Annotated in this window: 14 protein-coding genes; 7 read left to right on the top strand and 7 right to left on the bottom strand. The window is 71.8% G+C overall.

Going from position 1 to position 13,231, the window contains the following annotated elements; genetic code table 11:
* The first annotated feature begins 70 nt into the window (after nucleotides 1-70).
* The 4 genes from AC0NH5_RS00175 to AC0NH5_RS00190 all read left to right on the top strand — a co-directional run bounded on the left by AC0NH5_RS00175 (nucleotide 71) and on the right by AC0NH5_RS00190 (nucleotide 3,875).
* Nucleotides 71-1,153: a glycosyltransferase gene (locus AC0NH5_RS00175; RefSeq protein ID WP_474398402.1), complete on the top strand. Its 1,083-nt coding sequence runs from the start codon at nucleotides 71-73 to the stop codon at nucleotides 1,151-1,153.
* Nucleotides 1,154-1,197: 44 nt separating this feature from the next.
* Nucleotides 1,198-2,634, top strand: coding sequence for a glycoside hydrolase family 130 protein (locus AC0NH5_RS00180; protein ID WP_474398405.1), 1,437 nt, complete (start codon nucleotides 1,198-1,200; stop codon nucleotides 2,632-2,634).
* 78 nt (nucleotides 2,635-2,712) lie between these two features.
* On the top strand, nucleotides 2,713-3,237 hold the full coding sequence (locus tag AC0NH5_RS00185; protein WP_474398406.1) for a SigE family RNA polymerase sigma factor: 525 nt from the start codon (nucleotides 2,713-2,715) through the stop codon (nucleotides 3,235-3,237).
* Complete coding sequence (locus AC0NH5_RS00190) at nucleotides 3,237-3,875, top strand: hypothetical protein (protein ID WP_474398409.1); 639 nt, start codon at nucleotides 3,237-3,239, stop codon at nucleotides 3,873-3,875. The genes AC0NH5_RS00185 and AC0NH5_RS00190 overlap by 1 nt, the downstream gene beginning before the upstream one ends.
* A gap of 6 nt (nucleotides 3,876-3,881) precedes the next feature.
* Here the strand turns inward: AC0NH5_RS00190 and AC0NH5_RS00195 are convergent, their stop codons facing one another.
* On the bottom strand, nucleotides 3,882-4,694 hold the full coding sequence (locus tag AC0NH5_RS00195) for a methyltransferase domain-containing protein (protein WP_474398411.1): 813 nt from the start codon (nucleotides 4,692-4,694) through the stop codon (nucleotides 3,882-3,884).
* Nucleotides 4,695-4,849: 155 nt separating this feature from the next.
* On the opposite strand from AC0NH5_RS00195, the gene AC0NH5_RS00200 reads away from it, so the two are divergent.
* A complete protein-coding gene (locus tag AC0NH5_RS00200) occupies nucleotides 4,850-5,872 on the top strand; it encodes a Gfo/Idh/MocA family protein (protein WP_474398413.1) in 1,023 nt (340 codons plus the stop codon).
* A 166-nt stretch (nucleotides 5,873-6,038) separates the two neighbouring features.
* Here AC0NH5_RS00200 and AC0NH5_RS00205 read toward each other — a convergent pair whose 3' ends face one another.
* From AC0NH5_RS00205 to AC0NH5_RS00225, 5 genes are all read right to left on the bottom strand, one after another.
* Nucleotides 6,039-7,154, bottom strand: a complete 1,116-nt coding sequence (locus AC0NH5_RS00205) for an amidohydrolase family protein (protein ID WP_474398415.1) — start codon at nucleotides 7,152-7,154, stop codon at nucleotides 6,039-6,041.
* A 122-nt stretch (nucleotides 7,155-7,276) separates the two neighbouring features.
* Nucleotides 7,277-8,506 (bottom strand): kynureninase, encoded by a 1,230-nt coding sequence (gene kynU / locus AC0NH5_RS00210; protein ID WP_474398416.1) that lies wholly within the window; start codon nucleotides 8,504-8,506, stop codon nucleotides 7,277-7,279.
* On the bottom strand, nucleotides 8,503-9,354 hold the full coding sequence (locus AC0NH5_RS00215) for a tryptophan 2,3-dioxygenase (protein WP_474398417.1): 852 nt from the start codon (nucleotides 9,352-9,354) through the stop codon (nucleotides 8,503-8,505). The genes kynU and AC0NH5_RS00215 overlap by 4 nt, the downstream gene beginning before the upstream one ends.
* 22 nt (nucleotides 9,355-9,376) lie before the next feature.
* Entirely contained in the window at nucleotides 9,377-9,691 is a 315-nt protein-coding gene (locus AC0NH5_RS00220; protein ID WP_474398419.1) for a YchJ family protein, read from the bottom strand.
* Between the two features lie 93 nt (nucleotides 9,692-9,784).
* The gene (locus AC0NH5_RS00225; RefSeq protein ID WP_474398421.1) at nucleotides 9,785-10,261 is read right to left on the bottom strand and encodes a methyl-accepting chemotaxis protein; all 477 of its coding nucleotides are present in this window, start codon (nucleotides 10,259-10,261) and stop codon (nucleotides 9,785-9,787) included.
* Between the two features lie 86 nt (nucleotides 10,262-10,347).
* Here AC0NH5_RS00225 and AC0NH5_RS00230 point away from each other — a divergent pair, with 86 nt between their 5' ends.
* Nucleotides 10,348-11,562 carry an RNA polymerase sigma factor gene (locus AC0NH5_RS00230; RefSeq protein WP_474398422.1) on the top strand — a complete coding sequence of 405 codons (1,215 nt, stop codon included), beginning with the start codon at nucleotides 10,348-10,350 and terminating at the stop codon, nucleotides 11,560-11,562.
* Here AC0NH5_RS00230 and AC0NH5_RS00235 read toward each other — a convergent pair.
* Complete coding sequence (locus AC0NH5_RS00235; RefSeq protein WP_474398424.1) at nucleotides 11,549-11,902, bottom strand: YciI family protein; 354 nt, start codon at nucleotides 11,900-11,902, stop codon at nucleotides 11,549-11,551. The genes AC0NH5_RS00230 and AC0NH5_RS00235 overlap by 14 nt on opposite strands.
* A 306-nt stretch (nucleotides 11,903-12,208) precedes the next feature.
* Between AC0NH5_RS00235 and AC0NH5_RS00240 the strand changes: the two genes are divergently transcribed.
* Nucleotides 12,209-13,207 (top strand): LacI family DNA-binding transcriptional regulator, encoded by a 999-nt coding sequence (locus AC0NH5_RS00240; RefSeq protein ID WP_474398426.1) that lies wholly within the window; start codon nucleotides 12,209-12,211, stop codon nucleotides 13,205-13,207.
* Nucleotides 13,208-13,231: the final 24 nt, after the last annotated feature.

A 13,231-nucleotide genomic window follows, 5' to 3' on the forward strand; every position in this document is an offset into this window, starting at 1 on the left:
GTGGGGACTTCGGGTGCGGAGCGCGCCGCAGGTCACCACACAGGTTCGAGGGGCCGGGAGGTGGGGTGGCGTGACGTCCCCGCTGCGGCTGATCCCTCCGCCGATCCGGCTCGTGGACGCTCCGGAACCGCGCTGGGACCACGTGTTCCGGCTCTCCGACGACACCGGGCTGCTCGAGCACGCGCGCAACGCGATCGCCCGGCGCGAGCACGGCTACTGCGTCGACGACGTGTCGCGTGGCCTGCTGCTCGCCTGCCGGGAGCCGCGCCCGGCACCGGAGCTGATCCGGCACGCCGAGCGCTACCTGGCCTTCCTCACCCACGCGCAGGGCGCCGACGGCTCGTTCCGCAACCGGCTGAGCTACGACCGGCGGTGGCTGGACGAACCGTCGCCGGGCGACTGGTGGGGCCGGGCCCTGTGGGGGCTCGGCACCGCCGCCGCCCGGGGCGGGACCGGCGGGATCCGGCGCGAGGCGATGAACGCGTTCCGCCAGGGCGTGCGCTGCCGGTCGCCCTGGCCGCGCGCGATGGCCTTCGCCGGGCTCGGCGCCGCCGAGGTGCTGCGCGCCGACCCGCACGACCGGGACGCCGCCCGGCTGCTCGGCGACGCGGCGACCGTGGTCGGGGTGCCCGGCTCGGACCCGGACTGGGCCTGGCCGGAACGCGAGCTGACGTACGCGAACCCGTCGCTCGCCGAGGTGGTGATCGCCGCCGGCGACCTGCTCGGCGACGAGGGCCTGCTCGCCGACGGGCTGCGGATGCTCTCCTGGCTCTGCGACATGCAGGACAACCACGGCCACCTCTCGACCGTCCCGGTCGGCGGGTGGCGGCCCGGGGTCGCGCGGCACCGGTTCGACCAGCAGCCGATCGAGGCCGCCGCCACCGCGGACGCCTGCGCCACGGCCGCCGCGGTCACCGGGGACGAGCGCTGGGACGCCCCGCTGTTCCAGGCGATCACCTGGTTCCTCGGCGACAACGACACCGGAACGGTGATGTACGACCCGGAGACTTCCGGTTGTTATGACGGATTGACGGCTGATGGTCCTAATCTGAACCAAGGAGCCGAATCCACCCTCGCGCTCGTCTCCACGCTGCAGCATGCCCGCACGCTGGCGAGCCGGAGCGCGACCCGACCGTCAGGCGGCCTAGCGTGACCGCAACTGTGAATACGCAAGACGTCACCCGTCACAACATCACCATGACGCCGGATGCCCGCCGGGTGGTGATCAAGCTGTTCGTGCCGGGCGAGGACGCGCACATCACCCACAACCGGGCGTCCTGCCTGATCGAACGGGTCCTCCAGCTCGACGAGTCGGACATCAGCACGCTGCTGGACGACGTGCTGAGCCGGTTCTCCGGCCGGCACCACGACGTCCTCGGCGTCTTCCAGCACCACTACGAGGTGGTCCAGCACCGGGTCCCGGCCGAGATCGAGCTGTCCCCGGCCGCCCGCACCCTGATCGGCGCGTACTTCAGCCACGAGTTCTCGGTGGAGGCCGCGGCCCTGTGCAACCCGTCGATCGTGCCGCACCCGGACCAGAGCGACCTCGCGCCGGGCGAGCTGCGCGCCGCGCTCAGCCTGCGGCAGATCGGCGAAGGACACATCTCCTCGATCGGGTTCTGCAGCGTGGTGCTCGGCCCGGGCTCGGCGATGCGGCTGGAGGACCGGGGCGGCCCGCTGGGCATCGGCCAGCGGGTCGGCGCGAAACACATGAAGCACCAGCTCTTCGCGGCGCTGGGCGACGAGGACATCGACAACGAGGCCTCGGCGTACGTGCTCGGCGCCCTGCCGGACCGGTACGACGACCAGATCTTCGAGGACATCCTGAGTCACCTGCCGGCGGAGATCCTGGCCCGGCCCAGCACCCCGATGACCCTGGAGCTGATCCGGCGGATCGTCGGCGACGACTACGCGGTCACCTTCCCTGCCACCATGCCGCTGCACCAGCGGGTGATGTGGCCCACCACGCCCTCGGAGAGCCGGGGCATGGAGGACGCCCGCTTCGTGCAGGTGATCGACCCGGACGGGCGGCCGGCCTACCAGGCGACCTACACGGCGTACGACGGGTTCAACATCGCCGGCCGGGTGATCTACAGCCGGGACCTGCGGCACTTCGAGGTGACAGCGCTGCACGGCCCGGCCGCCCGCAACAAGGGCATGGCCCTGTTCCCGCGTTACATCAACGGCCGGAAGATGGCCCTCTGCCGTTCCGACGGCGAGACGCTCGGCCTCGCCATCCGCGACGAACAGCACCGCTGGCAGCCGGCCGGTCCGCTGCTCGTCCCGCACCGCGGCTGGGACCTGATCCAGGTCGGCAACTGCGGTTCACCGATCGAGACCGAGGCCGGGTGGCTGGTGCTCACCCACGGCGTCGGCCCGATGCGGCGGTACGCGATCGGCGCGATGCTGCTCGACCTGGAGAACCCGGAGCGGGTCATCGCGGACCTGCCGCAAGGCCTGATCGACCCGGACGAGATCGAACGGGAGGGGTACGTGCCGAACGTGCTCTACTCCTGCGGTGGGCTCGTGCACGACGGGCGGTTCTGGCTGCCGTACGCCTCCAGCGACGTGCGGATCAGTTTCGCCAGCATGCCGCTGGACCGCCTGCTGCACCGGATGGTCCCGGTCACCTGACCGCTTCGTCCTCCCGGCGCCGCACCCGATCCCGGGTGCGGCGCCAACCTTTCACGGCCCCGCGTCGTCTGGAAAACCATGAGTACGGACGACTCCTTCGTGGCGTTCGTGTCCGCCCGCTCCGCGCGGCTGGTCGCCTACGCGGAGCTGCTCTGCGGCGACCGCGAGCGGGCCCGCGACCTGGTACAGACCGTGCTGACCCGGGCCTACCCCCGCTGGGACCGGATCGAGCAGGACGACCCGTACGGCTACGTGTGCCGGGCCGTCACCAACTCGGTGACGGACTGGTGGCGCCGGGCGCACCGGCGACGCGAACAGCTGGTGGAGACGCTGCCGGAGAACTCGTCGACGGTGGACGAGACAGCCGCCCTCGCCGACCGGCACACCCTGGTGGCCGCGTTGCAGCAGCTGACCGTCGCCGAGCGGTCCGTGGTGGTGCTGCGGTACCTGCACGACTACACGGAACGTGACGTCGCCCAGATCCTCGGGGTCCAGGTCGGCACGGTGAAATCGACGTGCCACAAGGCGCTCCGCAAGTTGCGGGTGGCCATCGACCCCGATCCGGGCATGGCGGCCACCCGGACGAGCCGAGGGGACAACTGATGCGCACCTCCGACCTTCGGGACGCCCTGAACGAGGTCGCGGCCGGGACGGCGCCCCTGTCGGCCGCCGACGTGCTCGCCGCCGGCAAACGGCACCGGCGCCACCGGCGGGCGGCCGCTGTCACCGGTGCGGCGCTGGCGGTCTTCGCTGTCACGGCGGTCGTGCTGGTGGCGCCGTGGCGGCAGGACGCCCAGCCCGTACCCCTGCCGGCAGAACCGCGACCGACCGCTTCCGTGACGTGGTCGCCGAGTGCGCCGCCGCCCTCGTCGGCGGCACCCGCGTACCCGGATCCCTCGGCGATGTCGCAGCGTTACGAGTTCTTCCCGGAGACGAAGCTGGGCCCGATCTCCAGCCGCACCATGATCGCCGACCGGGAGACCGAGGGGCCCGGCAAGCGGATCGAGCTGCTGCGCACCCGCGAGCGCTTCGCCCTGCCGCCGGGCCACCCGCACGCCGACCGGCAGGAGGACACGACGATCTCCGGGGTGCCGGTCCGGATCGAAGTGATCGGCGCCGCGCAGCAGATCTCCTGGATCCAGAGCGGGAACCTTTACACGCTGACCGTGGTGGACCGGACCGAGGCGGACACCCGGGAGCTGGTCAGCTTCATCATGCTCTGGTACCAGCGGAAGCGTTAACCCGGGCTACACGGTGCCGGCCACCACCCAGATGGTCAGGACGGCCAGGAAGGTGCCACTCGCCCCGGCCGCGTCGACGCACGCCAGCCACTCGTCGCGCAGGCCCGGCGGGGTGGCCCAGGCTTCCTCCGGCACGTGCGGGTTGACCATCGGCAGCACCACGGCAGCCGAGGCCGGAGTGTCGAAGAAGCAGGTCACCGGGGTCGCCTCGAGCGCGGAGAGCCCGGCCGCGACGAGCCGGCGGCGCAGCGTACGCCCCATGTCGAACTGTGTCGGGGTGAAGTGCCCGCGGGTGTGTGACATGACCATGTCGCCCAGCCCGGACGGCATCCCGTCGAAGGCCAGCGACGCCCAGTCGGTGTCGATCAGGCAGATCCGGCCGCCGGGGCGGGTCACCCGGATCAGCTCGGAGATCGCCAGCTCGGCGTCCTCGACGTGCTGGAGGACCCGCTCGCACCAGACGCCGTCGACGCTGTCGTCGCGCAGGTCCAGCCTGCACACGTCGCCGGTCAGGTACCGCACGTTGCTGCCGTCGTGCCGGCCGATCGCGGCGGCGGTGATCGCCGCGGAGTGGTCGAGGGCCACGACCTCACCCTCGTCGCCCACCTCGGCGGCCAGCAGCCGGGCCACCTCACCGCCGCCGGAGCCCGCGTCCATCAGACGCTGCCCGAGCGCCGGGCGGAGCGCGCCGAGCGCCGCCGCGCGAACCCGGCGGATCTCCGGGTGCCGACCCATCGCGGTCAGCGCGTCCAACACCAGCGCGGTCATCGGCTCGGGAAGACCGTCGATGTCGGAAAACGGAGTCCGTTCTTTCTGCATCGCTCGATTGTTCCCGCGCGAAGGGCTGTTCGACGGTCCCCGTCATCCATCCGACATGAGCCTCATTCATCACGCTGTGTAGTGAGGCGTGCGTCACTGGTAACGGTGGGGCTGGTGTGCAACAGGACGGCAACGGATGTGAAAAACTTCCGGGCATGATCGAGCGGGTTAGGTTCGGGCTGGTCGGGTACGGCACCGGCGGCCGGGTGTTTCACGCGCCGCTGATCGCCTCGGCGGAGAACATCGACTTCGCCGGAGTGGTCACCACGTCGGCCGACCGTCGCGCCCAGGTCGCGGCGGATCTCCCCGGCGTCCGGACATATGATTCGATCGCCGGCCTGGCCGCCGACGGGGTGCAGGGGGTGGCGATCTCCACGCCGGTCGCGACCCACGCCACGCTGGCCCGGGAAGCGATCGCGCTCGGCCTGGCCGTGGTGGTCGACAAGCCGTTCGCCGGGGACGCCGAGACCGCCCGCAAGGTCGTCACTGAGGCCGAGGCGGCGGGCGTGCCGCTGACGGTCTATCAGAACCGGCGCTGGGACTCCGACTTTCTGACCATCCGCAAGCTGCTCGAGAAGGGCTCGCTCGGCGAGGCCCGCCGCTTCGAGTCCCGGATGGAGCGCTGGGCGCCGGACCGCACACCCAAGGCCGCCGGCGGTGGCACCCTCCTCGACTTCGGCTCGCACCTGGTCGACCAGGCGCTCCAGCTGCACGGCCCGGCCACCCGGGTGTACGCGGAGATGCGCGGCGAACCCCTCGACGACGACTTCTTCGTGGCGTTGCACCACACCTCGGGCGTCGAGTCCCACCTGTGGGGCAGCTGGCGGCAGGCCGGCCCCGGGCCGCGGTTCCGGGTGACCGGCTCGGCCGGCACCTACATCTCCCGGGAGCTCGACCACCAGGAGACGCTGCTCAAGGACGGCCGCACCCCGGCGAAGCTCGGCGACCGCTGGGGCGTGGAACCCGAGCACCGCTGGGGCCACCTGTTCCGCGGCGCGACCGGCGCCCCGGTCGAGAGCTGCCGCGGCCGGTGGGACACCTTCTACCCGGCGGTCGCCTCGGCGGTGCTGGGCTCCGGCCCGCTGCCGGTCGACCCGTGGGACTCGGTGCGCGCCATAGAGGTCCTCGACGCCGCCCGCCGCAGCGCCGCCACCGGCACCGCGATCTCCCTGACCTGACCCGGGCAGCCCACCGCAGTTCCGCCAGCCGGCGCTACCCACCCGACGCCCGCCCACCCGACGCCGCCCAACCGGTGTGTGAAGTTTCGGTTCGATATGAGCCGAAACTTCACACGCGGCATGATGCCGGCGCGTTTCGGCTGCCTCACCGCCGGCTGGGTCGTGGTCACGGGTAGGCGCGTGGCTGGACGTCGTCGTCGATCACGCGGGCGGTGGCCAGCACGTCGGCGAAACGGTCCGGGCCGAGGTCGAGTCCGGCCGGGACCCAGCTGATCTCGGTGCTGTCAGCTTCGGTCATCGCGGTCAGAACCTGTCCAGGTGCGAGACCGGCCGACTGCAGCGCGCGGATCTCCCGGACATTGATCCCCGGCGGGAGCGGCCCGTTGCCGAGGTCTGTGCCGTAGCGGACACTCCCGCCGTGCTCCAGGAAGCCCCGCAGATTGCCGACGGCGACCTCACGCGCCGGGTCGGGATCACCCCAGCCGTGGATGTCGAGCGTGCTGATCCAGCGCATCCGGGCGGCACAGTCCCGCAGGAGAGCGTCCTCGAGCCGCTCTGTCCAGGGCGTATGCGCCAGGATGTCGGCACCGGCGGCGTAGGCGGCGGCAACCGTCCCGGGCCCCTCGGCGTGCACGACGACCTCCAGGCCGGCGGCGTGCGCGGCGTCGGCGAGAGCCCTGAGCGTCGGTTGCGGCAGTAGAGGACCACCGGCGTGAGCGGTCACCTTGATCAACGTCGCGCCGCCGGACCAGGCGGCCGCCACCGCGTCGCCGGCGTCCGCCGGGGAGTGGACCTCTCGCCAACTGCCGGCCGGTGCCCACGCGCGGTCACTGGGATAGCCGCCGGGAGCGGTCAGGAAAAAACCGGCATATCGGATCTGCGGCAGCTTCGACCCGGGCCGCCGGGCTCGGGTCGCCAGTTCTTCGACCTTTGCCGGTACGCCACCGAGGTCCCACACCGACGCGATCCCCCCGGTGCGAACCGTGCCGAGGTCGACCAGCGCCGAGTGCACATGGGCATCGACCAGCCCCGGCAGCAGCGTGCCCGGGAAACGGCGGGTGCCCTCGGCCGGCGCGAGCTCGGCCGGAACCGGCTTGACCACCCCGTCCGCGGCGACGCGCAACGCCACACCGGCCCGGAGCCGTCCACCCCACCACACCGTGTCGGCAGTCAGCCACCCGATCCGCGGCGTGACCGTCGGCCGCCGTCCCCCGGCAGCGGCTCCGCCCGGAGCCCCGGCCCCACCGCCGGACGTGCCGCACGCCGACCGCAGACCGGCCAACGCACAGCCGCCCCCTGACGCCCCACCACAGCAGCCCGCGCCGGGCGCCGAGCCCGGCGAAGAACCCGCGCCAGAAGTGGACGCCGGGCCGGCGGCGGACGCCGGCTCCTGGGTCTCCCGGCTCACCGCTGCTTCTCGACCAGGTCGCGCAGGACCGACAGCCCCTGACAGACCTCACCGAAGCTGGTGCTCAACGGCGCCGGCCCGATGCGCAGCCCGTCCGGCCGCCGATAGTCCGGGATCACCCCGCTGTCCCACAGCGGCTCCAGCAGCTGCTCGAAGCCGGCCCGCCGCAACGTCACGTGCCCACCCCGGCGGCCGGCCTCCCGCGGGCTTGCCACGGTCACCCCGTGCGGGGCCAGCCAGGCCTCCGCCAGCTCCAGCACGAACCCGGTCAGCAGCAGTGACTTGGCCCGCACCGCGTCGATCCCGGCTTCGGCGAGCATGTCCAGGTTGGCGTGCAACGGCACCATGGCCAGGATCGGCGGTGTCCCGCTGAGCAGGGCCCGGATGCCCGGCGCCGGCTCGTACCCGTGGCCCATCTCGAACGACGCCCGGTGCCCCATCCAGCCTTGGATGGGCTGGCGCACCGTGTCCTGCAGCGAGCGCCGCAGATAGGCGAAGGCCGGCGCCCCGGGCCCGCCGTTCAGATATTTGTAGGTGCACCCGACGGCGAGGTCGACGCCCCACTCGTCGAGGGAGATCGGCACCGATCCGGCCGAGTGGCACAGGTCCCACATGGTCAGCGCGCCGGCCGCGTGCGCGATCCGGTTGATCTCCGCCACGTCGGCGAGCCACCCGGACCGGTACGCCACGTGGGAGAACAGCACCAGCGCGGTGTCCTCGTCGACGGCTTCGGCAACCTGGGACGGCTCGATGCCGGTCAGCGGGTCCGTGGTGATCCAGACGAGCGAGAGGCCCTGCGCGGCGGCGATGCCTTCCAGGACGTACCGATCGGTGGGGAAGTTGTCGGTGTCGAGCACGACCTTGCGCCGCCCCGGCCGGGCGGCCACCGCGGCCGTCGCGAGTTTGTAGATCAGCACCGTGGTGGAGTCGGCGATCACGGTCTGCCCGGGCGCTGCGCCCAGCGCCACCGCGCCGAGCCGGTCGCCGAGGGTGAGCGGCCATTCCAGCCAGCCTTCGGTCCAGCCGCGGATCAGCCGGCCGCCCCACCGGTCGCGGACGAACTCGTCCATCAGCCGGGCGGTGGCTTCGAGGGGCCGCCCGAGCGAGTTGCCGTCCAGATAGGAGAGCAGTTCACCGGCGGGTGGGGTGATGAATCTGTCCCGGTAGGGGGCGAGCGGGTCGGCCGCGTCCAGAGCCGCGGCGCGGGCCGGCAGATCGTCGCTCAACGAGGCACTCCGACTTCGGTACGAACGGCGTAGAGCTCCGGGAAGAATGTCAGGTCGAGCGCCGCCTTCAGGAACGCGACCCCGCTGGAGCCGCCGGTGCCGCGTTTGAAGCCGATGGTGCGTTCCACCGTCTTGAGGTGGCGGAACCGCCAGAGCTGGAAGTTCTCCTCCAGGTCGACGAGTTCCTCGCACGCCTCGTAGACGTCCCAGTTCTGTTCGGCGTTCTCATAGATGTGCTGGAAGACCGGCACCAGGTCGGCGTGGTACTCGTACGGCTCGGTGACGTCGCGCTGCAGGATCTCCACCGGCACCTGGTGGCCGCGGCGGGCCAGGAAGTGCAGGAACTCGTCGTAGACGCTGGGCGTCCCGAGCGCGTCCTCGAGCAGGGCGAGCGCCGCCGGGTGGTCCTTGAAGAGTGCGAGCATCCGCCGGTCCTTGTTGCCGAGCCGGAACTCGATCGCCCGGTACTGGTACGACTGGAAGCCCGAGGACGTGCCCAGGAAGCTGCGGAACTCCGCGTACTCGCTGGGGGTGAGGGTGGCCAGCACCGACCACTGCTCGGTGAGGGTGCGCTGGATGTGCTTGACCCGGGCCAGCCCCTTGAGCGCCGGGCGCAGCTCGTCCTTGGCCAGGTGCTCCTGCACCGCGCGCAGCTCGTGGATGACCAGTTTCAGCCACAGCTCCGAGGTCTGGTGCTGGAGGATGAACAGCAGCTCGTCATGGTGCTCGGGCACGCTGACCGGATGCTGGGCGTTGAGGATCTCGTCGAGGCGCAGGTACTCCCCGTACGAGAGATTGACCTTGAAGTCCTTGACGATGCCGTCTTCGAGGGGCCGTTGTGCCGACATGATCACTTCCTTGGGGACAGGGTCACAGCGGGCCCCAATACACCCACTGACCGTCGTGGCGGACGAACCGGCTCTTCTCCTCCAGCACGCCCGCGGTGCCTCCGTCGCGATAGTGCGCCCGGAATTCGACGGTACCCTCGGCGTCGAACAGACCGCCGCCACCGGTGCTCAGCACCTCGAGCCGCACCCAGCGCAGCCCGGGGTCGCCGGCGGCCGACTCGGGACGGGTCTGCGGATGCCAGGTGCGCAGCAGGTGGTCGGCCCGGTCCAGCGCGAACGCGCTGAAGCGCGAGCGCATCAGAGCTTCCGGGTCGGCCGCCGGCTTCCCGTCATGCACCGGACCACAACACTGCGGGTACGCCCGGAGCCCGCACGGGCAGAGCGAGGGGGTCCGGGGAGCGCGCCTGCGAGCCATGGCCCCCAGTCTTCCTCAGCCCGCCTGCTGCTCCACAACGATCGCGCTGATCACCTTCTGACAACGATCCAGCTCTTCGATGAGCCCCTGCATCTCCTCGATGGCGGACACCGCGTTCTGGGTGTCCGCGCGGATGCCGCCGACCTGGGTGCCGATCTCGCTGGTCGCGGTGGCGGTCTCGTTCGCCAGGTCCTTGACCTCGCTGGCCACCACGGCGAAGCCGCGTCCCGACTCGCCGGCCCGAGCCGCCTCGATGGTCGCGTTGAGTGCCAGCAGGTTGGTCTGTTTCGCGATCGTCGCGATCAGCTGCACCACTTTGCCGATCTCGGTGCTGCTCGCCTCCAGCCGCTGGATCACCTGCACCGCGGTCTCGGCGGCGCGGACCGCGGCCTGGGTGGCGGTGGCCATGTCGTTGCTGACGTTGGCGAGGCGGTTCGCCGAGTCCCGCTGCCGGTCCTGCGCCGACCAGTCGTTCTGCTCCCAGTCCGACATGTGCTGACGGCCCCTTTCTGCCCGATCTCCGCAAACATCCCATCCCGTCCACCGGCGGGGAGCAGTTTTTGCGAAAGACTGGGCCGGTGGACGACGCGCGGACGGTCATCGATCAGGTGTGGCGCGCCGACGCGGCCAGGGTGCTGGGTGTGCTGGCCCGCCGGCTCGGTGACCTGGATCTGGCCGAGGAGGCGCTGCAGGAGGCGGTGGCCGAGGCGCTGCGCCGGTGGGACGCGGAGGGCGTACCCCGCAATCCGCCCGGATGGCTGGTGACGACCGCCTGGCGCAAGGCCGTCGACAGGTTGCGCCGGGAGGCCACCGGCCGGGCCAAGGCGGCCGAGCTGGCGGCCGTCCCGCCCGGCCCGCCCTCGGCCGACGACCGGCTCGCCATGATCTTCGCCTGCTGTCATCCCGCGCTGCCGGAGCCGTCCCGGATCGCGCTGACCCTGCACGCCGTGGCCGGCCTGCCGGCCGAGACCGTCGCCGCCGCGTTCCTGCTGCCCCGGGCCACCGCCGCCCAGCGGCTGGTGCGCGCCAAGCGGCACCTCCGCGAGCACCGGGTCCGGATCGCCGCCCCACCGCCCGAGGAGTACGCCACCCGGCTGCCGGCCGTGCTCCGCGTGCTCTATCTGCTCTACAACGAGGGCTACCTGGCCTCCTCGGCGGACACCGCGGAGCGCCGCGACCTGGCCGGCGAGGCGCTGGAGCTGTCCCGGCAGCTCAGCGCGCTGATGCCGGGCGAGCCGGAGGTGGCCGGCCTGACCGCGTTGCTGGAGCTGCACGAGTCACGGTCGGCGGCCCGTTTCGACGCGGCCGGCCGGCTGGTCCTGCTGGAGGACCAGGACCGGGCCCGCTGGGACACCGACCTGATCGTCTCCGCGCTGCGCCGCCTGGCGCGGGCCGCCGCGAGCGACGCGCCCGGCCCGTACCAGCTGGAGGCCGCCATCGCGGCGCAGCACGCGCTCGCACCGGCCTACGAGCGGACCGACTGGGTGACCGTGCATCAGCTCTACGGCCTGCTGGCGACGATGCGGCCGACAGCGGTCGTGCTGCTCGGCCGGGCCGTGGCGACCGGTTTCGTCGACGGGCCGGAGAAGGCGCTGGCCGAGGTGGACGCCCTGGCCGGGCGGCTGGACGGGTACCGGCTGTGGCACGCGACCCGGGCCGGCCTGCTGCGCCGGCTCGGCCGGGACGCCGAGGCCGCCGAGGCGACGCGGCGGGCGCTCGCGCTGGCCACCAACCCGGCCGAGCGGGAACTGCTCACGCGTCGCCTCGACGAGCTGGATCTCAGCGCTCCATGAGCGGCCGGACCTCCACCTTGTCGCCGACGGCGGTGATGCCGGGCCAGCCGGCGGCCACCGCGACGGCCTCGTCCATGTCGTCGCACTCCAGCAGGATGAAGCCGCCGACGACCTCCTTGAGCTCCAGGTACGGCCCGTCGGTGACCTCCGGCCTGCCGTCCGGGCCCGGGCCGACCGTCTTGGCGGTGCTGGTCGGCTGCAGCTCGGCGCCGCCGTCGAGCACCTTCCCGGCCGCGGCCCATTTCTGCCACCACTGGCCGACCTCCGCCATCAGGCCGTCGGGCAGTTTCGGCTCGAACCAGTTGGTCTCGTCGCCGGTCAGGATCATCACGTAGCGCACGGTGTCTCCCGTCGAGATGGATTCAGATCATCTGGTTGACGAACGGGCCCGGGCGTAATCGACATCGCCGGCCGTCGAGCATCGCGCGGACCGCCCGCTGAAGGGCTTTCATCGTCGGATGCAAGTCTTGCCGAGCCGCTGTTCGCGCTGAGCGACGGCTTAACCGATTCACGTCGGACGGACATCTACTCCGCGTGCACCCTCGCGCGGCCCGCTCGACAGTGGCAGCATGAGGTGTCGCAAGCCTCTGTTCGTACCCGCAAGATGAAGTTCTGTTCTTGCAATAATCTGACGTAGGATTCCGTCGTGACGAAACGACTAGCCGAGGTGGCGAAGAAGGCCGGTGTCAGCGAGGCCACCGTCAGCCGGGTGCTCAACGGGCGCAGCGGCGTCTCCGAGGCGACCCGCGCGTCGGTGCTGACCGCGCTCGACGTCCTGGGTTACGAGCGGCCCACCAAACTGCGCGGCGAGCGCGCCCGGCTGGTCGGCCTGGTCCTGCCCGAGCTGCAGAACCCGATCTTCCCGGCGCTCGCCGAGGTGGTCACCGGCTCGCTCGCGCAGCGCGGATTCACGCCGGCACTGTGCGCCCGGACCATCGGCGGCGTGCCGGAGTCCGACTACGTCGAGATGCTTCTCGACCACCAGGTCTCCGGGGTGATCTTCGCCGGTGGGTCGTACGCGCTGGCCGACGCCTCGCACGAGCACTACCGTCGGCTCACCGACCGGGGCCTGCCGGTGGTGCTGGTCAACGCCGGCGTCGACGAGCTCGGCTTCCCGCGGGTCTCCACCGACGACGCCGTCGCCGTCGAGCAGGCGTACGGGCATCTGCGCTCCCTCGGGCACGAACGGATCGGCATGGTCCTGGGCCCGGAGGGACACGTCCCGTCCCGCCGCAAGCTGACCGCGATGATCCAGGTCGCCGGCTGGGAGGACGAGTCGTGCGTGGAGCGGTCGAGCTTCTCCATGGAGGGCGCCCGGGTGGCCGCGACCAAGCTGGTCGAGCGCGGGGTGACCGGCATCATCTGCGCCAGTGACGTGCTGGCGCTCGGTGCCATCCGGGCGGCCCGGCGGCTCGGCCGGGCGGTGCCGGCCGACGTGTCGGTGGTCGGTTTCGACGACTCCGCGTTCATGACCTGCACCGATCCGCCGCTGACCACGGTGCGGCAGCCGATCGAGACGATGGGCCAGGCCGCCGTGGACATCCTGGTCAGCCAGATCGAGGAGGCCCGGGTGCTCAGCGACGAGCTGCTGTTCGAGCCGGAGCTGGTGGTCCGGGGCTCCACCGGACCGGCGCCCAGCCACTGACGTCTCTTTTCAGGCCGCCGACCT

The organism is Actinoplanes sp. 13 (assembly GCF_056134165.1).